Here is a 25,450-nt window from a genome sequence, read left to right as displayed (position 1 = left end):
CTTTCTTCATCTATTTTTAAATTTCTATCTTCTTTATATTCATTTAACATGGTTTTTATTTCATCAGTGTTAAAACTCATCTCCACATCAAAATGGACTGCAATATTCCATGGTGAATTATATCTTGTATCTGTATCATCATTAAATTTAAGCTTTAGATTTTTTATATCATATACCCCTGCAAGTATTACAGACTTAAAGGTAGTACATAATTCTGCTTCTCTGTCCAAATATAGTGACCTTAGTATCCCTAAAAAATTTACAAAAACACTATTGTTTGAAATTCTATCTACTTCATCTATCATTAGAATAACTTCTCTATCCTTTGTTATATCTGATATTAAATATGATAATTTATTTAATGTATTAACTTTTTTAAATTCTTCATTAAAGGCTCTAGATAATCCATTTATAAAGGACTCACAAAATGTCTCTGCATTTTTAAAATCTTCACTCATTCTTTCAAAGTCTAACTTAACAACTATATATTTTTTACTTAATCTTTTATATAACTCATTTAAGGTTGTTGTTTTCCCAAATTGTCTTGGTCTATTTATAACAAAATATGCTTCATCATTGATTAAATCTTCTATCTTATTTAATTTCTTAGAAATATCCACCATATAATGTTTCTTTGGAACACATAAACCTACTGTATTAAACTTCTTCATTCTCTGCCTCTCCTTTCTCAAAGCTCTCTATTCTTCTACCTTTTATTATAATTGACAAAAAATAAGTAGTAAATACAAATAATTTACTACTTAAATTTTAATATAACTCTTTTCTATCTATATATGGATTTCTGTATCTATTTTTCTTTACTGTCTTTTCTCCTATATTAATAGCATTTTTAGGACAAATGTTGATACATCCCATACAGTCTATACAGTTACCATTCCATTTAGGCTTTCCATCTTCTAATTCTATATTTTTAGTTGGACAAATCTCTTTGCACATACTACATGAGATACATTTTTCATTTACATTAAAGTTTTTGTCTTTTTTCTTGTATTTTTCTTTCCACATTTTATGTATGAAGTTAGTTAATTTTTCTTCTTTTCCTGTAAATTCATTTATTTTTTTATTTTCTATATCTTCTATAAATTTTTTAAGATTTTCTTCTTCATTTTTTATAGCTTCCTTTGCTCTTTCTTCTGTTGGATTTTTTCCTGCTCTTGTGTAGTTTGAAATATACTTTAATTCTTTATAATTACTAAGTTTTAAGCCCTTCTTTTTAAGTTCATTGTTTAAAAAGTTGAACCCATTGTTAGTGTGTCCTCCACCTGTTACTTGAACTGCAAATATATATGGATTTTCACTTTTAATTTTGATTTTTTCTATAAACTCCTCTACATTAACAGGAAGTCCAAATGAATGAACTGGAAAAATGAATCCTATAAAATCCTCTTCAATCTCAAAGGTTTCACATTTTGGTATTGAAACTAATTCTACATCTATTTTTTCTTTAATTTTTTTCCCTACATAAAGTCCATTTCCTGTAGATGAAAAATAAAATATTTTAGCCATAAAATTCTCCTTTATATTTTAATCTTTAAATATAATACTTATTGTACCTTTATTTTATTAGAAAATATATATGACCTTTCTCACTATTTAAAATGAGAAAGGTCATATTACATGATTTTTTATCTTTAATTTTTAAAATACTGAGTTTATAAAATTCCAAATTTGATTCCATACTGATTCTTTTTTCTTAACTTCTAAACTAATTATTTTTTCTTTTATATTTTTAATTACTGCTAATACTTGTGCTTCACTTGCTGATGTATTTTTCACTATATTTTCACCATTTGTTAAAGCATCTTTTAATTCATTTTGACTTTCTACTGTATAGTTTGTTCCATTTTTCAATTTGTTTTCCCCAATGCTTATTTCATTTATTAAAGCTTCTATATCTTTTCTTTTTTGTATTATTTTAAAAGAATAATTCTTTAATAACTCTGTCATCCCTTTATATTCTTCTACACTTGAATTTTTATTTTGAACAATCTCTTCAGCATTAGATATCATGGTCTTTAAGTACTCATTGCTCGCCTTTGTATATTCATTACTCTTTAAATCTTCTTTTGCTATATTTATAGTCTTGATTAAATTTTCTTTATTTATATTGCTTGAAGTTGTAGTTTTACTATTATTACTATCTTTTTTTTCTACCTTACTGTGCTTCTCTTCTACTTTACTCTGTTTTTTCACTATTTTATTTAAAGTATTTTTTAATAATGTTGTCATTTCTTTATATTGCTCTTTATTTGAATCTACATCTTGAGCAACCTCTTCGGCATTAGTTATCATTTTCTTTAAATATTCATTGCTCGCCTCTGTATATTCGTTGCTCTCTAAATCTTTTTTAGCTATATTTATAGTATTAATTAAATCTTCTTTTGCTAAATTATTTGTCGGCTTAATTACACCACTGTTATTTTGTATTTTTTTAGATTCACTTAAACTTAATCCATTTTTAGTAATATATAAGGTCTGTGTCTTAGGAACGCTTTGCTTAATTTGTAGATTTTCCTTTTGTCCATTTTCCATTATTACATTGTTTACACTTATTATTGATGAAGTTTTATAGTCAATTATTATTTTATCTCCGTAACTATACTTAACTCCATTTAAAGCTTCTGCTATTTCTTCTTTAGCATTACTATCTGACTGATTTATTTCTACTGTTTTTAATACCTTTCCACTGCTATCTTCTAGACTTATAGAAAAGGCTTCTGATTTTCCGTATGGGTTTGTATATGTTCCTCCACCATTTACTGTAATTGTACTATTTTCAGGATTAAAGCCTATATTTGCTATATTATAATTCCAAACATTATTTATAATTATTGAAGATTCTCCAAGTTCAGTGTTTCCTTTATAAAGTCCATCACTTTGCATTTCAGTTAACATACAACTTGCAATTTTGCTTTGCATTTGGTTTTTAACTTCACTCTTTAATTCATTAGTTATTAAATCTACATAATTATTAAAATCCGATTCTGTTCCTTTTGACATATAAGTATTTTTTAATTGTAACAATAAATCATACATTTGCATTGGATATTCTTTAAAGGTATCTATTATATTATTAGATAAATTATTATAATCCTCTATTGTCATATTTTTATCGCCTTTTTCTAAGTTTACTAAGTCAATCCATGCTCCAAGATTTAATTTATTTATTTTTATAGCTTCTTTTAAGTCATTTAATTTTGCATCATATGAATTTTGAATCCCTGCTAAATATTTATAATTATTTGATTCTCCAAGAGTTCCATTATTTGCATTTTGATATAGGATTGTATAAGATGCAACTTTACTATTTGGTGCTATCTCACTTGACCAACTGCTCATATCGGCACCATAAGTATTTGCCCATCCATCAATAGCATTTCCTATCTGCCAGCTCTTACTCTGTCCATTATAATATATAAATGCATTATGTCCTGGTTGTGGTGTTTGAGTTGCTGGTACACCAAATACCTTATCTACATCTGCACCAAGTCTTCCTGTTGCTCCACAAACTCCTCCATCATACCAAACACTATAAATATTAGGATTTTTCCCATAGAAATTATTTCCAAATACACTTGCTCCTGTATGTGGATTTCTTGTATTATAATTTATTGTGTATGCTCCATTTTCTAACATTCCATTTCCTAATATAAGTCCATTATGATTTTGTAACATTACATTTCTAATATCCTTAATTTGGTCATTTGTTATATCAGTATTTGTTATAAAGCACAACTGACTTACACCTAACGTTTCAAACTCTGGTAACATTCCTCCATCTGCATTTAAGCTTTCAAAAATATTATATCTTTCAACAGGACTTCCTACTGGCACTCCTGCTGGGAAAGACATTATAGGCTGTCCATTTGTAAGTGCTACTGCTATTGCAAGCTTTAAATTAAATCCAGCGTGTGAGTTTTCATAAGTATTCCAAATGTTAGACCAAACTTTTATACAATCTATATAAGATGCAGACGGTTGCCCTTCTGGCATATATTTCTCATTTGGATTTGGTCCTCCTAAAAACTCAGACATTGCAGTATTGTTGTTTAAAACCCAATTTAAGAAGTTTGCATTTTCCTTGCTTTCACCATAAAATTCTTCTAAATTATTTTCTCCAACTGTATTAATAAACCTTGATGCTAATACCATATTTTCATTTTTTATATTGTTTTTTAAATCTGTAGTATTTATTTTTTGAATATTTGCATTTAAAGTATTTGCATAACTGCTTATTTCATTTTTATTAGCTAATTTTATATAGGTATCTTTAGTGTTATCTTTAACATTGTTTTCTTTAACATTAACTCTAACTAGGCCTACCTTTGTTATCTTAAAATATTCTTTTTCTCCTGTTATATTTCCAATAACATTATTTCCATTTAAAACTACAGGCTTGTTAACTGATGGATTAAATGAAAGCTCTATTACATCTCCATAATTAAAGTTTTTCCCATTTAAAGCATCTGAAACACTTTTTGTACTTCCATTGTTAAAATCTTTTTCGAATATTTTTTCACCACTTTCACTATATAATCCAAAATTAAATAATGAAGCTTTTCCATTTCCAAAACTTTTTTCATAATTATTTACGGTAATAGTTTTATTATTTATATCAAAACCTATTTTACTCCCTAGATTACTTAATTCTATTGTATACCCATTTGTATAAAGATTAATGGAACTATTTTGTAATCCCATATTATTTTCATATGTTGGATTTATAGTTGTTTCTAAATATCCATTTGCTAAAACTTCTATATTAGTATTTAAGCTAAAGCCCTTATCATCTTTTATGTTTATACTATAATTTCCTGTGCTATCAGTTTTACCTGTAAACTTTTGCCCATTCACATTTACAGTAACCTCTTCATCTTTTCCAGCTTGTCCACTTAAAGTAGCTTCTGTAACTTTATTTCCATTTAATATTTCTAAAGGATTTACCTGTGCAAACTTATCTGTTACATTAACTAAACCTTTATTTGTTATTTCAAAGTATTCTGTATTTCCAGTAGTATTCCCTATTTCCTTTTTATTTTCAAGAACATTTACATCTCCAAAATTTTTATCATATTTAATTTTTAAGATGTCTCCCTCTGTAAATTTTAATCCATTTAAACTATTTGAAAAATCTTGGATTTCTGCTAGATTTTTTGAAGTAACACTTTTTATTAAGCTTCCATCTTTAGATAAAAGACTTATATTCATTTTATTGCCATAAAAAACTCCTGCATAAGTTTTATAGTATTGATTTACCTTTGTGTTAATTTCATTATTGATTAAATTAAAAGACATATCTATAACAGGGAAATTAGCATTATTTATAATTTCAATTTTATTTGAAGTATTAAACTTTTCATTGTTATAGCTTACAAGAGTACTTTGCATATTCTCATTATTAAGATAAACCATAACTTGAGTTCCCATTTCAGCATTAGCTATTGGAATTTCTAATTTAAAATCTCCATTTGAATCTGATTTTACTTCTTCACTTTTATTTAAACTACTTCCAAAAAATATAGTTACTTCTTTATTAGCCTCTGTTTTACCCTTAACAACTATATTAGAATTACCTTCATATTCTGCCTTAACATTAGATAAATTCTTATTTTCTATTTTCACTAACCCTTGTGGCTCGATTTTATAAGATGCAAATGTTCCATTTACATTTATAGTAGCCTCTTTTCCATCATTGACTACTTTAACATCTCCATCTGATAAATAATTTTCTTCTGGTTCATAAATATTTATAATATCACCATAATTAAATGATGCTCCATTTAAATTATTTTCAGAATTATATACTCCAAAATTACTATTACCCACACTAGCTTTAACTTCTCCATTATTAGAATTTACAAGCTGTGCTAAAAAAGCATTTCCATATGAACTAATTTTCATAGTTGATGGATTAAATGTAATATTTTCAGCTGTTCCTAATGATGCATCAGGTAATGTTATGCTAGACTTACCTATTCCTAAGTTTTTAGGAGCAGTTGGATTAATCGTTATAGGAACTTCCCCATCTGTTGAAACTACTATACTTGTACTTGGGGTAAATCCCTTTGAATCCTCTACAGGTATATTAAATTTCCCAGTTGAATCTGATTCCCCTTCAAAATTTTGTCCATTTAAACTTACAGTAACCTTTGAGTTTTTATTTGTTACTCCTTTTATATCCCCTTTATTTACCTTGTTCCCATTTAACACATCAAATGGTTCTACACTTAAATTTTCTTTAAATGGTGTCAATCCCTTCTCTGTAATTTCATAATAAGAATCCTTATTTATAGTGAACTCTTCTTCATTGTTAAATACTTTTATCTTCCCTTGCTTATTATCATAAGAAAGCTTAACAACATCTCCATAATCAAACGATTGTCCATTCAAAGAATTGCTTAATACAGATGTATTATCATTTCCTTTAAACATTTCTTTATATATTGTTTTTTCTGCCTTTAAATCATATACAGAAATATTTAAAAAATCATTTCCATTTGACCCTAAAAATTTATTATATCCACTAACACTAAAAGTTTTATTTAATGGATTAAATGAAATTTCTCCTGCATTAGTTCCCCATCCATTTACAATTTCAATGCTCGAATTATTTACTCCATTGTATTTAACTAATCCATCTTTAGTTATTTCATAATATACAGGTTCATTTCTTCCTATATTACCGATATTGTTTATGTTAGGTAAATTTGTATTCTCTTCAAAATCTATTCCTATTACGTCTCCGTAATTAAAGGGTTTTCCATTTAATATACTTGTTAAATTAAGACTGCTACCATCCTTTACCCTTTCATTAATTTCTAATTTTTTATCTTCAGAATTATATAAATATAATTTTAAATATGTATTATTTCCATTACCTAAATCTCCACTAATTCTATTTGCTTCAATTTTCATAGTATCTGTATTAAAGTCAACTGAAACAGATTTTCCACCCCAAATATTATAAAAAGTAATATTATTTTTCTCAAGCCCAGTCTCACTTTTACTCGCCTCAACTTGTTTTTTCACCTTCAAAGCCTCGGCATGTGCCGTCAGTGTTCCACTAATTGGTACAAAATAATTTCCTGCTACAGTTACTGCAATTATAATCGCTAATTTTTTCTTCTTCATCTTTTGTTTCTCCTTTAAATGAATGTTTTTCCACTTTCCTATATAATAATGGGTATATTTACTAAAGTCTATTTAATTTCTTTTAACTTTTCTTTAATTTATAATACAAAGATTTTTGTAAATACTATTATTAAATATATTTTAAAGGTGGTATTTATGGAAATTAATCATATTAACAATTACGATAAAGTTCAAACTCTTATTATGTGTTATCCTTGCAATTTTGACTTATTAAATAAACATCTCTTTAAAAGAGTTAATAAACCTCTTATGTTTAACCAATATAATAATTTCATAAACTTACTTATTAATGAAGATGTTAATATTCAGTTTCTCAATCCAATCTACGGGAAAAATCAAGTTTTCACTCGTGATATTGGATTTGTTATCCATGATATCTTCTTTATTTCTAAAATTAAAAATTCCCATAGACGAAAAGAGACTCTGGCTATTACAGATTTTTTATCTAACAAATATACAAAAATATATAAATTTCATAACTTTATAGAAGGTGGAGATGTAATTATTCATGATAAGGTTATTTTTATAGGCTTAAGCTCTCGAACTTCTATAGATGCAGTTTATGAATTACAAAATTATCTAGATTCTATAAATAAACCTTTTAAAGTCCTTCCTATAAGATTTAATTATAAAAAAATGCTTCATCTTGATTGTGTTTTCAATATTCTTTACCACAATCATGCACTTATCTCTAACTATGTTTATGATATCCCTCTTATAAAAAAATATATCAAAACCCTTTATTTTATTGACAATAAAACTGCAAAAAAACTTGGAACTAATTTTATTAACCTTGGAAATAAAAGAATTATAACTTCTAATAAAAAAGTTTTTTCTTTATTACAAAAATTAAACTTTAAGCCTTTTTACTGTGAATATTCTGAAATAATGAAAGCTGGTGGCAGTTTTACTTGTAGCACCCTTCCAATTTTTAGACTTCATTAAAATTTCCTTTAGAATATTTTTTATTTATATTACAATTTTGACACTTTTTAGTAATTGAAAGTTCGTTTTCCTTTTATATCCTGTTCATTTTAAAATAGTACACTTAAGTTATTAAATTTAAGGAGATACTAAGAAATGAAAAAAATAATTTCAATTATAGTTTTAGTAGTTATCGTAATAGGAGTTGGTATTGGTATTTTTATTTACTCTTTTAATAATGATTCTGCCTCTACAGTTTCTAAAAATACTGCAAAAGAAACTTCCTCAACATCTAGTACTACTTCAAAAACTGATAATAAAACAAAGACTAACTCTAGTGGAGCTAGTTCATCTAATACAATCTCAAGGACTAGCAATAATAGTTCTAACCCTCAAGCTGCACCTACTGTAGTAACTACAAGTGCTACTACTTCTCAAAATAACGGAACTGGAAATTTTGCTGGAATTTTAAGTGGTGCCAAGTATTTTATTGGAAATATTGAAGGTGATACAATAATTATTCCTTTAAATAATGGTAGAGTTGTTAATAATCAATTGATTCTTAATGAATATTATGTTGATAGATTACATGAAACATTCACTCTTAAAATAGATTCTTTAGGAAATAATAATTTTACTTTTTATGAGTATTACAATGGACAAAACACTGGAGTCTTTAAACTTAAACTATCTTCAAGTTCATATGTTGAAACCCTTAGTGGAACATATTCAAAACCTGGATCTAGTTCTCTTATTGGAATATCTCTTCAGTCATTTACTGATACTGGTAGCTATCCATTCTATTGTGGAACAGTTAATGGTGCTCCTATAACACTGATTCAAACAGTAAATGGTGGAAACTATTATGAAGTTTATGGTGGTGATAATAATGTATTTACATTATCTCTTTCACCAACTCAAAACCAGGGAAGTATGGGATTAATATATGATGAGTCATTTAATGGCAAAAAAACAGGAGTCTATACTATCTTTTTAGATAATACTGGAAATCCTGGTTCTGGAACATATACATCTACATCAAATCCAAATGTAAAATATCCTATAACATTTGCAGGTTCATATAGCCCAAACTAACAAAAAATCAGTAGTTTAAAACTGATGCATCTCTTGTCAAATAGACAAGGGATGCATCAAACACTACTGATTTTTTTATTAATCTATTTTTTAAATATCTACTATTTCACCATGACTTTCATAGCTGGCTATTTTTTCTATTTCATTTTCCTTATTTACAAACACAACCTTTGGTCTATGGTCCTTAGCTTCATCACTATTTAATGTGCAGTAAGCCATTAATATTATTCTATCTCCAACTTGTACGCATCTAGCTGCAGCTCCATTTAAACACATTATGTTTGAACCTCTTTTCCCTTTTATAGTATAAGTTTCAAACCTATTTCCATTATCTATGTCTACAATTTGTACTTTTTCATACTCTAAAATTCCTGCTGCATCTAAAAGATCTTCATCTACAGTTATACTTCCCACATAATTCAATTTTGCTTCTGTAACACAAGCTCTATGAATCTTTCCCTTTAACATTGTTATATCCATTTTTTATTTCCCTCCAAAACTAAAGTTATCAATTAATCTAGTTTTTCCTATATAAACTGCAACTAATATAGTTACATCTCCACTAATTTCACCTTTTACTTCTTCAAGAGTTTTTTTATCTACAATTTCTATATAATCTATTTTTGAAGAATCTACACTATCTATTTCTTCCTTAATAATATTCTTTAAAATACTTACTCTTTTCTCTCCACTTTCAAGAAGCATTTTTGATTTATTTAAACCTCTATTCAAAACTAAAGCATCTTTTCTTTCTTTAGAAGATAAATAAGTATTTCTTGAGCTTTTAGCAAGTCCATCTTCTTCTCTTACTATAGGACACCCAATAATTTCTACATCTATATTTAAATCTTTAACTAACCTTTTTATTATCGCTAACTGTTGTGCATCTTTTTCTCCAAAATATGCTCTATTTGGTTTAACTATATTAAATAATTTAGTTACTACTAAACATACTCCATCAAAATGTACTGGCCTTGATTTTCCACAAAGACCTTCACTTAATTTATCTACATGAACTGTGCTATAAAAATTTTCTCCATACATTTCTCTAACACTTGGGCAAAATATATAGTCAGCCTTAGCTTCCTTGCATATTTCTGTATCTCTATTTAAATCCCTTGGATAACTTCCTAAATCCTCATTTACTCCAAATTGAGTTGGATTTACAAAAATACTAACTATAACTACATCATTATTTTCCCTTGCCTTATTAATTAAACTTACATGTCCTTCATGTAAAAACCCCATTGTTGGTACAAACCCAATTTTTTTATCCTTATAATTTGAAACAACTTCTCTAACTTCTTTTATAGTTTTTAAAATTCTCATTATCCCTTTCCCCTTAATATAATTTTTCTATTACTTCATCATTTATTTTAAAACTATGCTTTTCCTCTGGAAAAACCTTGTCCTTAACTTCTCTATCATATTCTTTAAAAGCAGCCTTCATTTCTTCCCCAACATTTCTATACTTTTTCACAAACTTTGGTGTAAAGCCTGAACACACTCCAATCATATCTCTATAAACTAAAATTTGCCCATCACAATCATTTCCTGCCCCAATCCCTATGGTTGGTATACTTATAGCTTCAGTTATAAGCTTTGAAAGCTTGCTTGGTACACATTCTAAAACTATAGCGAAAGCTCCTGCCCTTTCCAATGCTTTTGCACTTTCTATCAAGACCTTTGCCTTTTTTTCATCTTTTCCTTGAACCTTAAAGCCACCCATACTATTTACAGATTGTGGTGTTAATCCAATGTGTCCCATAACAGGAATAGATGCCTTAACTATAGCCTCAACCTGTGGAACTACTTCAAGTCCACCCTCTAATTTAACAGCTTGTGCCTTTCCTTCCTTAACTAATCTTCCAGCATTAAAAACTGCATCATAAACTGAAGTTTGATATGACATAAAAGGCATATCTGTAACTATAAGAGCATTTTTAGCGCCTCTATATACAGCCTTGCTATGATGAATCATATCCTCCATAGTCACTTCTAAAGTATCCTCATATCCAAGGACAACCATCCCTAAAGAATCTCCAACTAAAATCCCATTAACACCAGCTTCATCAACAAGCTTTGCCACTCCAAAATCATACGCTGTAAGCATTGATAACTTTTCTTTTCCCTTACTTTCCTTAAATGTAACCGCTGTGTTTTTTAGTCCCATAAAAAATCCTCCACCCTTTTAAACTCTTTATTATTTTCTTTTCCTATCTCCAATAACTTTTTTGATAAAAGCTTATAAATCTCCTTTTCCTCACCCTTAGAAACATCTAAATGCTTTTTAACAGTTTCTAAATCATCCCTTTCTACAGGTCCTGTTAAAGAATTAAATATCCCCTTACTTTTTACATTTTCTATATTATTTTTTATTAAGGGATATAAGGCATCTATTCCTTCCTCTTCTGTAAAACCACATTCTCTTAAGTCCTGAACTCCCATATAGATTAAAGCTAAAACTAAATTACTTACTGTAACAGCACCCTTATGATATTTAACTTTATCCCCTCTTTCTATTTCACGAACCCTATTAGTTGAAGAAAATAAAGACTTAACTAACTTAAGCTTTCTTTTATCACCTTCAATTACAAAAAATGCTTCATTTAAAATTTTATAACTTTCATACTTATCTTTTATTGGAAATAACGGATGGACTGAATATCCAAAGACATTAAAATTTTCTCTACCTTTAAAAACATCTGAGCTTAAAGCTCCACTACAATGACAAATAATTTTATTTTTTATAGATAATTCTTTTAGACTTTCCCACACATTCTTTATTTCTGAATCTGTAGTTGTAATAAATAATATATCACTTTCCTTAACTATATCTAAAAGATTAAAGAAAGCCTTCGTTTCAGTAAAATTTGCCGCATTTTTTATACTGTCAACATTTCTACTAAAAAAACCTGATATATTAAAACCATTTTCTTTTAAATATTTACCTAAGGAAAAACCGACTTTTCCACATCCTATAAAACCTATTCTTATGATTATCACCTCACCTTTTGAGTATAATATCATCTAAAGTTCTATTAAAAATAAAATTAAATCTTTTAGGTACAGCTAACTATGCCATCCTTTTTTACTATATCAATCTTCTTCTTAATAATCAACTTTTTATTCCTTATTTGTTATTTTTTTCAATTTAAAAAGAAAGAGACTCAAAATTGATGTCTCTTTCCTTATTTAACATAAATACTTCATATGAAATTCAAAATGTTCTTCTATGAATGTAGCTATAAAGAAGTAGCTATGGTCATATCCTTCTTTTTTTTCATAAATTACATTTTGATTATTTAATTTTGCATTTTGAAGAAATTTTTCTTCATTTAATTGCTCTTTATAGAAATTATCATTCTTTCCTTGCATTATTAAAATTGGTGGGGCTTCTTTTTCTTTTATTAATTCTGTACTGTCCCACTCTTTCCATTCTTCTTTATTTTCACCTAAGTAGTTTGTGAAAATTTTTGTTCCCCAAGGAGCTTCACTTGGGTTTAAGATTGGTGCAAAGGCTGATATTGATTTGAATCTTTTATTGTTTTTTATTCCTATTTCTAGCGCTCCATGTCCTCCCATAGAATGTCCCATTATACTTTCTTTTCCTGAAAAGTTTGGTACTAACTCTAAAATATATTCTCTTAACTCTTCTGTTATATAAGTATACATTTTATAATTTTCTTTAAAAGGCTCTTTTGTAGCATTTATATAGAATCCTGCACCTTGACCTAAATCATAGTTTTCATCATCTGGGATATCTTTTCCTCTTGGTGATGTGTCTGGCATTACTACTACTACATTATATTTTTCTGCAAATCTTTGGAATCCACTTTTTTGAGTGAAGTTATCATCTGTACATGAAAGTCCTGAAAGCCACCATATAATAGGTGTTTTCTCTTTTTCTTTGTTTGAAGGCTTAAATATACTAAATGTCATATCACATTTTAAGGTTTCTGAGTAATGTTTATATTTGCATTGCTCTCCACCAAACATAATGTGTTTTTCTACCAAATTACTTTTCATTTTCAGTTTCTCCATAAGTTAGGATTGTTCTTATAGATTCGCCTTTATGAAGTAAATCAAAAGCTTTATTAATATCTTCAAAACCTAAATGATGTGTTATAAATGAATCTAAGTCAATTTCACCTTCCATGAAGTCATGAATCATTCCAGGTAACTCAGTTCTTCCTTTAACTCCACCAAAGGCTGAACCCCTCCATACTCTTCCTGTTACTAATTGGAATGGTCTTGTATGAATTTCCTGCCCTGCTCCTGCAACTCCAATTATAATACTTTCTCCCCATCCTTTATGACAACATTCAAGGGCTGATTTCATTACTTCAACATTTCCTATACATTCAAAGCTATAATCAACTCCACCATCTGTCATTTCAATTATAACTTCTTGGATAGGTTTATCATATTTAGATGGATTAATAAAATCAGTTGCACCCATTTTTTTAGCAAGTTCAAACTTATCTTCATTTAAATCTATTGCTATAATTCTTTTTGCTTTTGCTTTTTTCAATCCTTGAATAGCTGCAAGACCTATTGCTCCAAGTCCAAAAACTGCAGCTGTGCTTCCTTCTTCAACCTTAGCAGTATTATGAACTGCACCAATTCCTGTTGTAACTCCACAACCAAATAAACAAACTTTATCAAGTGGTGCATCTTTTTCAATCTTTACTAAAGAAACCTCTGCAACTACTGTATATTCACTAAAAGTACTCGTTCCCATATAGTGGTAAACAGGCTCTCCATTATAAGAAAAACGTGTTGTTCCATCAGGCATTAATCCTTTTCCTTGTGTTTCTCTTACTGCACTACAAAGGTTTGTTTTTCCTGAAAGACAGAATTTACATTTTCCACATTCTGCTGTATATAATGGAATAACATGATCCCCAGGTTTTACTGATGTTACACCTTCTCCTACAGAAACTACAACTCCAGCTCCCTCATGTCCAAGTACAGATGGGAATATCCCCTCAGGATCATTTCCTGATAAGGTAAAAGCATCTGTATGACAAACAGATGTATATAAAATTTTTACTAATACCTCATGTGCCTTAGGCTCTTGTACATCAATTTCCACAACCTTAAGTGGTTCTCCTGGTTTAAACGCTACTGCCGCTCTACTTTTCATTTTTCTACCTCTTTTCTTTCTTAATTTAATAAATATTCTTCCCAAACAAATATTTATTCATACCTTTCATTTTATAATTTTTTAATAGGTACAATATCTTTATTTTAAAAATTATTATTAAATTATAACTTTATATTACTATAGTAATATAGTAAAATTTAATAAACAATACTGACATTTCTGTCAGTACATTATTAATTTTTAGAAAGAAGATGTTTTAAAATGAATTTTTATTATAAAGACAGGCCCTTTTCCACAACTAAAGATTTAGCATTATCAGTTATTGGTGGCCGATGGAAAATAGCAATAGTATGGTGCTTACTACAAGAGCCTAAATTAAGATTAAACCAAATACAAAAGAAATTACCCACTGCAAACCAAAGAATGTTAATCAGACAACTTAGAGAATTAGAAGAAGATAAAATAATCCGTAGAACTGTCTATAATGTAGTACCTCAAAGGGTTGACTATACATTAACAGAAGTTGGACATCTTCTAGAACCTGTTGTACAATCCGTTTGTAAATGGGGTGACACCTTTTTTGAATCTTTAGGTGCTAATAAAGTCCTTGAGTAAATTTTACTCAAGGACTTTTTATATTTTAACTATATTCCTCTATTATATGCTTCTGGTACATAATCTAATTTAATATTTCTTTTTCTAGCTTCATTTAAAACCCAGTATGGATCTCTTAATAAAACTCTTCCAAGGAAGATTAACTCAGCTCTTTCATTTTCTATTATTTCAGTTCCTTCATCACCAGTAGTAATAAGCCCACCTGCCATAACAGCTATGTTGCAATTTTCCTTTATATACTCAGCATCCTTTACTTGATATCCTGGATATACATTTATAACTGCATCAGATACAACAGCACCTGTACTTACGTTAACAACATCAATACCTTCTTTTTTGATGTTGTTTATAAGTTCAGCCATCTCTACTTTGGTATTTCCACCTTCTTTATAATCATTAGAAGAAACTCTAAAGAAAATAGCCTTATCCTCTGGCCAAACCTTCTTAACTTCTCTTAAAACTTCAACTGCAAATCTTGCTCTATTTTCAACGTTTCCACCATATTCATCACTTCTTTTATTAGATAATGGTGATAAAAATTCTGAAATTAGATATCCATGTGCTCCATGAATTTCAATAAAATCAAAGCCAGCTTCAAGTGCTCTTCTTGCTCCCTCTTTAAAAGAAAGCTTAACTTCTTCAATATCTTCTTTAGTCATTTCTACAGGCTCTTTATATTCATCACTAAAGCTAATCTTTGATGGTGCTATAATAGTTTCCTTAGAAACAGAACATTTTCTTCCTGCATGACCTAACTGAATTCCTGCATAAGAACCATACTTTTTAATACCAGTAGAAAGAGCCTTTAACCCTTCAACTTGGGAATCAGCCCAAATCCCTAAGTCCTTATCACTAATTCTACCTCTAGGCTCAACAGCTGTAGCCTCTAAAATAATAGCAGAAACTCCACCAAGAGCTCTATTTATATAATGAGCATAATGAAAATCAGTAACCAATCCATCATCCTCAGCCATATACATACACATAGGAGCCATAACAACCCTATTCTTAAGATTTAAATTTTTAACACTATATGATTTGAAAATACCTTTATCCATATCCTTTCCCTCCTACTTCTTAGATAGCCCTACATTTTAAATTAACACTATCCTTTAAAAATCTCTATACTTTATATTTTACACCCTAATAGAATTTTATTTAAAAACTCTTTTTTAACATTTTACCAATTTTTAACCACTCAACCCTTCCTGTCTCTAAGTTATAATTTGCTCCTACAACTTTAACCTTCCCCTCATCTATATACCTTTTAACTATTTCATTTTCACTAATTAACCTTATAGAATTTTCTACATTAAGCTCCACAGCCTTATTAACTATTTTAATATCATCACCTTCAGTTAACTTTGCCTTTTCAACGCTAGGAACTACCTGACTAATTATCTTACCTAACTTTCCAAATATATTTCCCTTTAATGCTCCTTTTATCACACCACAATCTTCATGCCCCATTACCACAATCAAAGGTACCTTCTTTTGATCAACAGCGAATTCTATAGTTCCTAAAATAGAATCATCAACAACATTCCCAGCAACCCTTGCCACAAGAATTTCTCCTGGTCCTGTATAAAATATATTCTCCGGAATAACTCTAGAATCAACACAGGAAAGAACAATTGCATAAGGATGCTGACCATTTTCATATAAATCTCTCCTTACCTTATCACCAACTTCAGAGTCATTAATATTAGATTTTACATACTTATCATTACCTCTTTGAAGCCTCTCTAAAACTTCATCACTGGTTTTCAAACTAGTATCTCGCATTAATGTATTAGCTTCAGCATTTTCAATATTACACCACATACCTACCATTCCATAAATCAAAAAAACTATTACGAGAACTAATAACCTTAACCTTTTTTTCATTTGCATAACCTACCTTATCTATTATTTATTCTTCATACTTAGTATTCTCATAATAGCTACACAATACTTATTTGTAATTATATTATATTAATATAATTATATATTTGTTTATTATTACTATTATTTGTTCCGTCAATTTGAACGGTTGCACCCGTCCTATTTCCACACACTCTGTACATTTACCCCCATACAGTAAGGACTTTTCTGACGTATAAACTTTATAACATCCGTAATATTTCCCCACACTCCCCTTCATCTTCACCTGGTGCTTTAAAGCGACAAAAAACCTTCTTGTAAAACTTCTCAAAAAACTTTCTTTCCTCATAAAAAAGAAAATCCCTACACCTATAAAAATAGCTATCCCTCTTTTCACAAACAAATCTATATTCTCCCAAAACTTCTCCCACAAAAATCTTATTAATATACTGTAAAAATACTCTCTCTTCAACATAACAAGCACTTATTATAAAAAACATTCCACCAAAGCAAAATATGAATTCATCCATAAAAAAACCTCCCAAATTTTATTTCTATCACCTAAGTATGCAAGAAATATATTTTGGATAAAAAAAGAGAAAATATTTTTTAAAATTCAAAAAATATTTTCCCTTATATCAATTTTTATTTTTCTTCTAATAACTTTTGTACCCTGCTAAATCCTGATGTTTTTTTAAACTTCATATTATGAGTAAAGTTAACTAAACTATCTGATGGGTCAATAAATTCTATATTTAGACTTTCTAACACTTGCCTCTCAAAATTGACCGATAATATGGTTTCTTCAATAGTTTTTCCTGTGGATGAATCTATTCTAATATCTTGTGCATTTACAATCACATTTTTTACTGGTAGTAATGCAAATATTTCTCTAGCAATTCTTATTGCACATGAGCAAACATAATCTTGCTCTATATCAAAGTATTCAGTTTTAGACATTTTCTTTTTTGAAAGTTTTCCTGTTTTTGTTAAAGTTAATTTTTCTACTGGCACTACATTTTTTGAATTAACTTTAAAATCTACTTCTACTTGATTAAAACTCTCTATAAAAAATTCAAATCCACTTCCAAATTCTAATAGATCATCAAATGGATTACTTATATCTATTGCCTCTAAATAAGCATCTATGTCATCCTGACTTAAAATCCTTTTTGCTACATCTACAACCTTTATTGCATAATTAAATTCATTTATATCTTTTTCTTTAGCTTCTAAAATATCACTTTCTAATTGACTTTTAATTTTATTCGCTTTACCTGATAATTTATCAAGCATTGATGGTGTAAATTTTTCTAACTTTTCTATCGCTAATTTTTCATTATTTCCCTTTTCGCCTAAATTAGGATTAAAATATATTGTTGTATTTGCAAGACCAACCCAATCAGTAGGTGTATCTGATTCTTTATGAATTTCTTTAATCATATTTATACTATTTTCAAATAAATCAACATTTAATTTATTTTGCTCTATTTCATTTAATCTTTCCTGTTCTTTTCTCAATCTCTGTAATTCATTATTTCTTATATATGACTTTGATTTTGCTGTTCTATTATTTACGCTATAGCTTAACCCTGTTCCTGGAATTCCAACTGTACTTGTAATTCCAGTTCGAGAATTAAAGCTTGTTCTACATCCTTTAGTTCCAACACTAATCCCCATGCTTTTACTACCTAAATTCATCCTTATTCCTGGTGCTATTTTAAAAGATTTTTTCATTCTAAATCCCATACTATAAAATCCCCTCCGTCATCTTTTATAAATAATATTATACACCCATCTTCTGTAATAATCTGTTTTCATTTCCCTTAAATTCTATTTATTTTCATATATTCTTATTAAATTATATTCATTTTCTACGTGAATTTCTATACTTACTTTCCACACCTTTTTATAATTACTTTTGTATCTATCCATATTTATTCTATATAGCTTTTATCAATACAGTCACAATCCTTATAACATATATTATAATATAATTAAATCTTTGTTTATTATTACTATTATTTGTATGAACTTTTAAGTTCATTGCACCAAACTTTTTTGTACACACACTCTTTACTTTAAAGGTGTAGCAGTCACCATTTTTTAGTTCTATGATTTTTTTTCATTAGACTAATTTGTACCCCACTGATGACTTTTTTATCGGGTGTACTAGGGCGACAAAAATCCTTCTTCTAAAACTTCTCCAAATCCTTTCTTTCCTCATAAAAAGCCCCCCTATACTTATAAAAATAATTATTTCCCATTTTACATGCAAACCTATAGTCCCCAAAAACTTCTCCCACAAAAATCTTACTAATAGACTGTAAAAATAACACCTCTTCAACATAAAAGGTACATACTATAAAAAATATTACACCAAAACAAAATATAAATTCATCCATCAAAAAAACCTCCAAAATTTTATTTCTATCACCTAAGTATGCATAAAATATATTTTGGACAAAAAAGGGAAAATATTTTTTAAAATTCAAAAAATATTTTCCCTTCATCTTAATAATTAAATTTTTAGTCTACTGATGAACTACATCTAAATTCATCCTTATATTCTACTTTTCCATTAGGATAATATTATATTCATTCACCACCTAATATTATAAATTCAATGGCCTATTTTACTCTCAAAACTATCCAACTTTTTTATTTTAAATATTTATCTAAATCTCTAATATCTTCAAAATCCAAAATATCCTCACTTATTTTTTCTATCACATCTATAGATGCTTCGTTGATTTTATCTACATAACAATTTGGCATATTATTAAATTTTTTATTCAAAAATTTAATAAGCATTTTTTTTTCACCTTTTTCTTCAGCATTCTCTAAATCACTTACTCTATCTGATATTGCCATTTTTCTTCTTAGATATATTTCTCTTTGCTCTTTATCCGCACTTAACTGCTCTAATTCTTCTTTTGCTTTTCTTATTTCTTCCATTTTCATTTCCAAAGCTTCCACCCTCTTACTTTCTGGATTTTTTATGAAAGAAATCCACGCTTCTAACATAGTACTCACTTCTTCTTCATTCTCTTTAAGCTTTGGTAACTCTATAAAATGAATCTCCTGAATATCTGTAAGTTCTTCACCAGTTACCATTTCTTTCAATCTATATCCATTATGATATCTATCATTTTTCAAGTAATTAAAACTTAAAAGATTAATACAAATAGTTCTTTTTAAACTATTATAATTCTGTCCTTCTTTTAAATCTTCTTCATACATTTTGCTCCAATAATATAAGCTTCTCTTAATCATATTATATTCATTCTTAACTTGGATTTCTATATTTATTTTTTCATTTTTATTTGTTGTCGCCTTAATATCAAGTCTACTATACTTATCTTCTATATGTTCCTTCCCTATATCTGTTCCTTGAATTTTAACCGATACTATTTTCTCTTCATTTTCCATAACTGCATTTAAGAATGATATTAATATTTCTGGCTTTTTTTCATTTCCAAAAATCTTTTTAAATACAAAATCAACCTCTGGTTTTAATAATCTTTCTTCCATTTTTTGCTCCTTATAAACTACATTTTTTCTTTTGTTTAAATTATTGCCTTTAATAGATTCTATTATAACATTTGTTCTTTAAAACTTTAAATGTAATTAAATCAATTCATAGTACAAACTAATAGTATTTACATTCCTTATAGTTAAGATAAAACTATAGTTCTAATATGGTAGATTATTGGAAAGAAACAATTTACATTCCTTATAGTTAAGATAAAACAGAGGGAAGAATAACAAAGATAGCCGTTGAAAGATGATTTACATTCCTTATAGTTAAGATAAAACTTTTCTTAAGGCTCTGGTGTTCCTTTATGTTCTATGATTTACATTCCTTATAGTTAAGATAAAACAGTATGAAGAAATGAATAAATTTCACGTTTTAGGAATATTTACATTCCTTATAGTTAAGATAAAACTATCCTGTAAGTTTTCATATCCTAGACATTTGCTTAAATTTACATTCCTTATAGTTAAGATAAAACTTTTACGTTCTTATCTGCTAATCCGATATTATTAATATTTACATTCCTTATAGTTAAGATAAAACGAAAAGCAGATGTTGAAGCAGGAGAAGAAGAAGAACCAATTTACATTCCTTATAGTTAAGATAAAACCATTCATGAAGCAAAAACTTAAACATAAAATTATTACATTTACATTCCTTATAGTTAAGATAAAACCTCCTTTTTGTTTCCCTGCTATACTAAAATCTTGACAATTTACATTCCTTATAGTTAAGATAAAACAAAAAGAAGATAGTAATGATATTTATAGTAGTTCGTAATTTACATTCCTTATAGTTAAGATAAAACTCACTAACGATTTAACTGTTGCTAAAGAAAAGAATAATTTACATTCCTTATAGTTAAGATAAAACCCATTTGATGTATTTACACTGTTGTCAGTAGTTGAAGATTTACATTCCTTATAGTTAAGATAAAACAAATGCACTTGAAAAGATAAAGTCTATTTTTAACGGATTTACATTCCTTATAGTTAAGATAAAACTGGTTTATCTATACCATACGTTGAAGATAATATAAACATTTACATTCCTTATAGTTAAGATAAAACGGGTGGGTAGAATGTAGTGTTTTAGCCATTTCTACGTTATTTACATTCCTTATAGTTAAGATAAAACTTAATTGTTGCTCAACATAGTTTGTAGAAGGGGATTTATTTACATTCCTTATAGTTAAGATAAAACGTTGCTTAAAAGTCATTTAGATGTTAATCACAGACTTATTTACATTCCTTATAGTTAAGATAAAACAGCGTTTATAAGAGAAGAGCCTTAAAACTGACATTTAATTTACATTCCTTATAGTTAAGATAAAACTTGATAGAGATGGGGTATATGTAGGAGATTATAGTAATTTACATTCCTTATAGTTAAGATAAAACTTTAGGTTCGTATATTATAGGTCTTTTATTAAGGCTCATTTACATTCCTTATAGTTAAGATAAAACTAATGATACTTTAAAAGAAAGTCTTTTGGTATTCTTATTTACATTCCTTATAGTTAAGATAAAACCCCGAAAAAAAGTATACTTTTTTCACCATTTTAAGCCATTTATAGATACTTTTTTTCTTCTTTTTATATTCTTCTTGCAGTAGACCTTCAATTCAATTTATATCCTATTACTAATATATCTTCTTAGCCTTTATTTTTCAATACTTCAATGACTTTTGATATTTTTTCGATCTACTGCATTTTTATTAATTCTATATGTTTTCTTCTCAGTTTTTATGATTTTCTATCATTTTTTCCATTTCTTCTATGACTTTCAATCTTAATTCTTCTGGCTTTCTTATTTTTGCAAATTGTCTCATTGTTAATATCCATGATAATATTGAATGCTCCCCCTTCATTTGTGCTTTAAAAAGAATTTTCCCATTTTCAAGTTCTGTTATTTCTTGATTATCTACCCAAATTCTTTCTCTAATTGAGTTTGACATTGGTGGACTTATTTCTATTTCCAAATCATATTCTGTTACATCATATATTCCAAAGCCTTTTTCTTTTTTCTTTTTTATATCTTCTTCTATTTCTATTTCTTTCTGAAATTTTTTACTTGTGACTATACATGATTTTATTCTTATAAATTTAAAATATCTTATTTCTTTTTTCTGACAGCAGTATGCTACAAGATAATTTTCTCCTCTGTAAGAAAAATATTCATAAGGCCTCACATGTCTCTCACTAGCCTCATTATTATTGTTTAAATATTCTATTATTAATTCAACTTTTTCAAATGTTCCTTTATAAATTTTAAATTCTATTTCCTCATTGTATACTTCCTTATTTCTCTTTGAGTATGGAATTATATCTCCACTTGAAAAATTGTCTGAATTTAGTATTGAAAAGTTTATTTTATCAATTACTTTTTTAAACTTTTCATTGTCATCTTCTGAATATTCTAACTTATCAATTAAGATTCTTAAATCTACTACTTCTCTTTCAGTAAGAACTGATTTAAATGGAAAATATGTATCCCTAAGTTTATATCCCCCATATCTTCCTTTTACCGTTTCTATATCAAAACATTCATCTAATGCTTCTTTATATGCTGAAACTTCTTTTACATTAACTCCTAAGTTTTCTGCAATTTGGACTCTTGAAATTAATTTATTTGATTTTAGCATAAGTAACATTTTTATAGTATTATTTAGTTTTCCCATTAAATGTACCTATCCTCTATACTGCGCTTTCTATTTTTTTCTCTTATAAATCCAAGTTCTGTATAATTACAATCAACTACTGGTATTGATTCAAATTTGCTTAATTCTATTTCATCCATTTTTAAATCTTGTCCTAAAGACTTTTGATCTGCTTGACTAATTGATAATGTGAATTTCTTTATTTCGTCTAAAATCAAAACTTTTCTTATTTTCATCTCTTTAATAATTTTACTTCTTTTTTCTTCCTCTAATTTTTCATTATAAATATTATTCATTCTTTCTTTTATAGCTTCTAATTCTTCTCTTTTTTCTTCAATTTCTTTTTTATTTTCCTTATATACCTTATAAGGCATTATTGTGAATGATACTATATTTCTAAATTTAACATCTGATTTCTTAAATTCATATGGTTGAATCGCTTCTATTATCTCCATAAACTCTTCATAATCTTTATAATATTTGCTCTTTTTAATATTTTCTGTAGTTAATGTTTTATTTATTATCTCTATTTTTTCTTTCTCTGATAAAATACCATTAACATTTTTAATTGCCTTTTTAGATAAATCATAAATATGTCTATCTATAAATCCTCTAGTTCCATCTTTATTTGTTAAAATTCCTTCATCTACTTCTAAGAATACATAACAATTCTTTTCCTTAGCACTTTTTTCGCCTTTTCTGTTGCCTCTTCCAAGTCTTTGAAATAATCCATTTATATCTGAAAGCTCTGTGTATAAGTAATCAAAGTCTATATCCAAGCTTGCTTCTACTATTTGAGTTGATATCCAAATTTCTGACCCTTTATTTTTTGTTTCACCAAACTTTAATATCTCCTCTTCTTTTTTTGCTCTATCTTCTTTAGTAAATTTACTATGGAAGATTTTCAATTTCTCTTTTTCTACTCCAAGTTCTTCTAGCTCCCTATAAATTTCTTGTGCTTTTTTTATCGTATTACAGACTACTAATATTTTATTGCTTACTTTTTTATCTTCATTTTCATTGAATTTCTCAAAAATTTTCTTACTATCTATCTTTGATTCATAAGTCTCTATATTATGTCTTTCCATATCATTTATAAAAGTTCCTTCTTTAAACTTATATCCGCCTTCTGATAATAAATCTTTTATAAATGGTGCTAAGGTTGCTGTAAGAATAGCTACTTTTCCGCCAACATTTATAATTCGCTTTATTCCATAAATAAGATATGCTAAAAGATCTGCTCCATACATTTGTATTTCATCTATAACTATTTTTGAATATGATAATGTTGCAAGTTTCATTTCATAGCCTTGACATTTAAATACAAAATCAAAAATTTGGTCAAGAGTTGCCACATTAAGGGGAATTGATAGTTGTTTACTAACTCTATGATATTCTAAGACATCTCTTTCAGCATCACTATGATTTGTATAATATGATAATGAATCTGAATGTAATAATGCAGCTCTCTCTTCTATATTCTCAGTAACAATTCCAGTTTGAATTCTATTATAAATAGCATTAATTGCAGTTTTTAATGGAAGTATAAAAAAGCCTTTATTATTCCCAATCCATAAAAGTCCTGCCTCTGTTTTCCCCATTCCAGTTTGAGCTACTGCCATTACATTTTCATCTCTATTTTCAATACAAAATTCTTGAAGCTCATTCCAACTCGATTCTTTATTCTTTTCTTTCCATGAATTTAAAAGACCTTCTAAATTCTCTTCTAAAAATTTATTTTCATATTCTATAATAGTTCCACCACTTGCACTAAAATCGCATTTATTAACTAACCCTTTAATAAGTATTGCCTTATCATCTTTCATTATATCTCTTATTCTATTGATATTTCTTCTTGTTACCCTATATACATCCCCATTAAAATCATTTAGTAGGTCCTGTATTAGTTTTTTAGATTTATCATTGGTTATTTCCTCAAATACATCACAATAATAATGATGGTAGACTACTGCAAAACATACTCTAAAATAATCTTCTATTGAATCAAATCTTTTTTCATTAATAAAATAAAGGGATAGCACATTATGCGCTATCTCTTTATCTGTATCAAATTTTGTTCCATTTATAATTCTTTTTTGAAACTCCCTATTAGCTTTTCCATAATCATGATACTCACAAGCTAATTTGACTATTTCAAATAAATCCTCTTTAACGTATGAAAGATTCGATAAATATTCTAGATTATTAATTAAATCATCAGTATGCTCTCTAATACTTTTATTAGGTTTCGCTTTGTAATGTTTTAAATCTATCATTTTATCAGCTCCTAAACAAAATTAACTATATATTTTTTCTTCTCTTCTATATCAAAAAATAAATTTTTTTCTACTTTCTCAGTTTCTCCAGCCTTATATTCTGATATATATAAAACCTTTTCTTTATTAAATACTCTTTTTTTATTTACTATTTCATAATTCTTATTTAAACGATACTTTGTCCCACTATAACTTTTT

20 protein-coding genes, 1 pseudogene and 1 CRISPR repeat array are annotated in these 25,450 nt (G+C 27.8%); of the genes and pseudogenes, 3 read left to right on the top strand and 18 right to left on the bottom strand.

The genetic code is table 11. The annotated features are described in order from the left end of the window. From ACRC28_RS08760 to ACRC28_RS08750, 3 genes are all read right to left on the bottom strand, one after another. A partial coding sequence (locus ACRC28_RS08760) for an AAA-like domain-containing protein (RefSeq protein WP_438543074.1) occupies nt 1–671 on the bottom strand: 671 nt, incomplete at its 3' end. Between the two features lie 97 nt (nt 672–768). Beyond that, nucleotides 769–1,527, bottom strand: coding sequence for an EFR1 family ferrodoxin (locus ACRC28_RS08755; RefSeq protein WP_438543073.1), 759 nt, complete (start codon nt 1,525–1,527; stop codon nt 769–771). Nucleotides 1,528–1,659: 132 nt separating this feature from the next. Then, nucleotides 1,660–7,152 (bottom strand): hypothetical protein, encoded by a 5,493-nt coding sequence (locus tag ACRC28_RS08750; protein ID WP_438543072.1) that lies wholly within the window; start codon nt 7,150–7,152, stop codon nt 1,660–1,662. Nucleotides 7,153–7,308: 156 nt separating this feature from the next. Between ACRC28_RS08750 and ACRC28_RS08745 the strand changes: the two genes are divergently transcribed. Together ACRC28_RS08745 and ACRC28_RS08740 are read left to right on the top strand one after the other, a co-directional pair. Further along, nucleotides 7,309–8,118, top strand: a complete 810-nt coding sequence (locus tag ACRC28_RS08745) for a dimethylarginine dimethylaminohydrolase family protein (RefSeq protein WP_438543071.1) — start codon at nt 7,309–7,311, stop codon at nt 8,116–8,118. Between the two features lie 135 nt (nt 8,119–8,253). Beyond that, on the top strand, nt 8,254–9,192 hold the full coding sequence (locus tag ACRC28_RS08740) for a hypothetical protein (protein ID WP_438543070.1): 939 nt from the start codon (nt 8,254–8,256) through the stop codon (nt 9,190–9,192). A gap of 90 nt (nt 9,193–9,282) precedes the next feature. Here ACRC28_RS08740 and panD read toward each other — a convergent pair whose 3' ends face one another. From panD to ACRC28_RS08710, 6 genes are all read right to left on the bottom strand, one after another. Further along, entirely contained in the window at nt 9,283–9,672 is a 390-nt protein-coding gene (gene panD, locus ACRC28_RS08735; protein WP_438543069.1) for an aspartate 1-decarboxylase, read from the bottom strand. 3 nt (nt 9,673–9,675) lie between these two features. Further along, nucleotides 9,676–10,521 carry a pantoate--beta-alanine ligase gene (gene panC, locus ACRC28_RS08730; protein ID WP_438543068.1) on the bottom strand — a complete coding sequence of 282 codons (846 nt, stop codon included), beginning with the start codon at nt 10,519–10,521 and terminating at the stop codon, nt 9,676–9,678. A gap of 13 nt (nt 10,522–10,534) precedes the next feature. Further along, on the bottom strand, nt 10,535–11,365 hold the full coding sequence (gene panB / locus ACRC28_RS08725; RefSeq protein WP_438543067.1) for a 3-methyl-2-oxobutanoate hydroxymethyltransferase: 831 nt from the start codon (nt 11,363–11,365) through the stop codon (nt 10,535–10,537). After that, nucleotides 11,356–12,222, bottom strand: coding sequence for a Rossmann-like and DUF2520 domain-containing protein (locus ACRC28_RS08720; protein ID WP_438543066.1), 867 nt, complete (start codon nt 12,220–12,222; stop codon nt 11,356–11,358). The genes panB and ACRC28_RS08720 overlap by 10 nt, the downstream gene beginning before the upstream one ends. Nucleotides 12,223–12,387: 165 nt before the next feature. Continuing rightward, nucleotides 12,388–13,221, bottom strand: a complete 834-nt coding sequence (gene fghA, locus ACRC28_RS08715) for an S-formylglutathione hydrolase (RefSeq protein WP_438543065.1) — start codon at nt 13,219–13,221, stop codon at nt 12,388–12,390. After that, nucleotides 13,211–14,341: an S-(hydroxymethyl)glutathione dehydrogenase/class III alcohol dehydrogenase gene (locus ACRC28_RS08710; protein WP_438543064.1), complete on the bottom strand. Its 1,131-nt coding sequence runs from the start codon at nt 14,339–14,341 to the stop codon at nt 13,211–13,213. Before ACRC28_RS08710 ends, fghA begins: the two co-directional genes overlap by 11 nt. 222 nt (nt 14,342–14,563) lie before the next feature. Between ACRC28_RS08710 and ACRC28_RS08705 the strand changes: the two genes are divergently transcribed. Then, a complete protein-coding gene (locus ACRC28_RS08705) occupies nt 14,564–14,917 on the top strand; it encodes a winged helix-turn-helix transcriptional regulator (RefSeq protein ID WP_438543063.1) in 354 nt (117 codons plus the stop codon). A 29-nt stretch (nt 14,918–14,946) separates the two neighbouring features. On the opposite strand, the gene namA is transcribed toward ACRC28_RS08705, so the two are convergent. The 9 genes and pseudogenes from namA to ACRC28_RS08660 all read right to left on the bottom strand — a co-directional run. Then, nucleotides 14,947–15,975, bottom strand: a complete 1,029-nt coding sequence (namA, locus tag ACRC28_RS08700; protein WP_438543062.1) for an NADPH dehydrogenase NamA — start codon at nt 15,973–15,975, stop codon at nt 14,947–14,949. Nucleotides 15,976–16,075: 100 nt separating this feature from the next. Further along, nucleotides 16,076–16,804 (bottom strand): carbonic anhydrase, encoded by a 729-nt coding sequence (locus ACRC28_RS08695; RefSeq protein ID WP_438543061.1) that lies wholly within the window; start codon nt 16,802–16,804, stop codon nt 16,076–16,078. 218 nt (nt 16,805–17,022) lie between these two features. Then, a complete protein-coding gene (locus ACRC28_RS08690) occupies nt 17,023–17,310 on the bottom strand; it encodes a hypothetical protein (protein ID WP_438543060.1) in 288 nt (95 codons plus the stop codon). Nucleotides 17,311–17,425: 115 nt separating this feature from the next. After that, nucleotides 17,426–18,529 carry a DUF4236 domain-containing protein gene (locus tag ACRC28_RS08685; RefSeq protein WP_438543059.1) on the bottom strand — a complete coding sequence of 368 codons (1,104 nt, stop codon included), beginning with the start codon at nt 18,527–18,529 and terminating at the stop codon, nt 17,426–17,428. 446 nt (nt 18,530–18,975) lie between these two features. Then, on the bottom strand, nt 18,976–19,185 hold the full coding sequence (locus ACRC28_RS08680) for a hypothetical protein (RefSeq protein WP_438543058.1): 210 nt from the start codon (nt 19,183–19,185) through the stop codon (nt 18,976–18,978). A gap of 256 nt (nt 19,186–19,441) precedes the next feature. Further along, nucleotides 19,442–20,314: an Rpn family recombination-promoting nuclease/putative transposase gene (locus ACRC28_RS08675; protein ID WP_438543057.1), complete on the bottom strand. Its 873-nt coding sequence runs from the start codon at nt 20,312–20,314 to the stop codon at nt 19,442–19,444. A gap of 126 nt (nt 20,315–20,440) precedes the next feature. After that, a CRISPR array of direct repeats spans nt 20,441–21,849; the repeat unit is 29 nt; unit sequence ATTTACATTCCTTATAGTTAAGATAAAAC. A gap of 206 nt (nt 21,850–22,055) precedes the next feature. Then, complete coding sequence (locus ACRC28_RS08670; RefSeq protein WP_438543056.1) at nt 22,056–22,997, bottom strand: helix-turn-helix transcriptional regulator; 942 nt, start codon at nt 22,995–22,997, stop codon at nt 22,056–22,058. After that, the gene (cas3, locus tag ACRC28_RS08665) at nt 22,997–25,252 is read right to left on the bottom strand and encodes a CRISPR-associated helicase Cas3' (protein ID WP_438543055.1); all 2,256 of its coding nucleotides are present in this window, start codon (nt 25,250–25,252) and stop codon (nt 22,997–22,999) included. Before cas3 ends, ACRC28_RS08670 begins: the two co-directional genes overlap by 1 nt. An 11-nt stretch (nt 25,253–25,263) precedes the next feature. After that, a pseudogene (locus ACRC28_RS08660) lies at nt 25,264–25,450 on the bottom strand (CRISPR-associated protein Cas5); the annotation flags it as partial.

It is taken from the genome of Clostridium sp., from assembly GCF_051650885.1.
Taxonomy (GTDB): Bacteria; Bacillota; Clostridia; order Clostridiales; family Clostridiaceae; genus Clostridium.
This window is presented reverse-complemented; position numbering and strand designations above follow the sequence as displayed.

What these genes read in the sequence shown, in the direction of transcription:
- ACRC28_RS08755 (WP_438543073.1), bottom strand. Translation starts at nt 1,527, where the DNA reads ATGGCTAAAATATTTTATTTTTCATCTACAGGAAATGGACTTTATGTA.
- ACRC28_RS08750 (WP_438543072.1), bottom strand. Translation starts at nt 7,152, where the DNA reads ATGAAGAAGAAAAAATTAGCGATTATAATTGCAGTAACTGTAGCAGGA.
- ACRC28_RS08745 (WP_438543071.1), top strand. Translation starts at nt 7,309, where the DNA reads ATGGAAATTAATCATATTAACAATTACGATAAAGTTCAAACTCTTATT.
- ACRC28_RS08740 (WP_438543070.1), top strand. Translation starts at nt 8,254, where the DNA reads ATGAAAAAAATAATTTCAATTATAGTTTTAGTAGTTATCGTAATAGGA.
- panD (WP_438543069.1), bottom strand. Translation starts at nt 9,672, where the DNA reads ATGGATATAACAATGTTAAAGGGAAAGATTCATAGAGCTTGTGTTACA.
- panC (WP_438543068.1), bottom strand. Translation starts at nt 10,521, where the DNA reads ATGAGAATTTTAAAAACTATAAAAGAAGTTAGAGAAGTTGTTTCAAAT.
- panB (WP_438543067.1), bottom strand. Translation starts at nt 11,365, where the DNA reads ATGGGACTAAAAAACACAGCGGTTACATTTAAGGAAAGTAAGGGAAAA.
- ACRC28_RS08720 (WP_438543066.1), bottom strand. Translation starts at nt 12,222, where the DNA reads ATGATATTATACTCAAAAGGTGAGGTGATAATCATAAGAATAGGTTTT.
- fghA (WP_438543065.1), bottom strand. Translation starts at nt 13,221, where the DNA reads ATGAAAAGTAATTTGGTAGAAAAACACATTATGTTTGGTGGAGAGCAA.
- ACRC28_RS08710 (WP_438543064.1), bottom strand. Translation starts at nt 14,341, where the DNA reads ATGAAAAGTAGAGCGGCAGTAGCGTTTAAACCAGGAGAACCACTTAAG.
- ACRC28_RS08705 (WP_438543063.1), top strand. Translation starts at nt 14,564, where the DNA reads ATGAATTTTTATTATAAAGACAGGCCCTTTTCCACAACTAAAGATTTA.
- namA (WP_438543062.1), bottom strand. Translation starts at nt 15,975, where the DNA reads ATGGATAAAGGTATTTTCAAATCATATAGTGTTAAAAATTTAAATCTT.
- ACRC28_RS08695 (WP_438543061.1), bottom strand. Translation starts at nt 16,804, where the DNA reads ATGAAAAAAAGGTTAAGGTTATTAGTTCTCGTAATAGTTTTTTTGATT.
- ACRC28_RS08690 (WP_438543060.1), bottom strand. Translation starts at nt 17,310, where the DNA reads ATGGATGAATTCATATTTTGCTTTGGTGGAATGTTTTTTATAATAAGT.
- ACRC28_RS08685 (WP_438543059.1), bottom strand. Translation starts at nt 18,529, where the DNA reads ATGGGATTTAGAATGAAAAAATCTTTTAAAATAGCACCAGGAATAAGG.
- ACRC28_RS08680 (WP_438543058.1), bottom strand. Translation starts at nt 19,185, where the DNA reads ATGGATGAATTTATATTTTGTTTTGGTGTAATATTTTTTATAGTATGT.
- ACRC28_RS08675 (WP_438543057.1), bottom strand. Translation starts at nt 20,314, where the DNA reads ATGGAAGAAAGATTATTAAAACCAGAGGTTGATTTTGTATTTAAAAAG.
- ACRC28_RS08670 (WP_438543056.1), bottom strand. Translation starts at nt 22,997, where the DNA reads ATGGGAAAACTAAATAATACTATAAAAATGTTACTTATGCTAAAATCA.
- cas3 (WP_438543055.1), bottom strand. Translation starts at nt 25,252, where the DNA reads ATGATAGATTTAAAACATTACAAAGCGAAACCTAATAAAAGTATTAGA.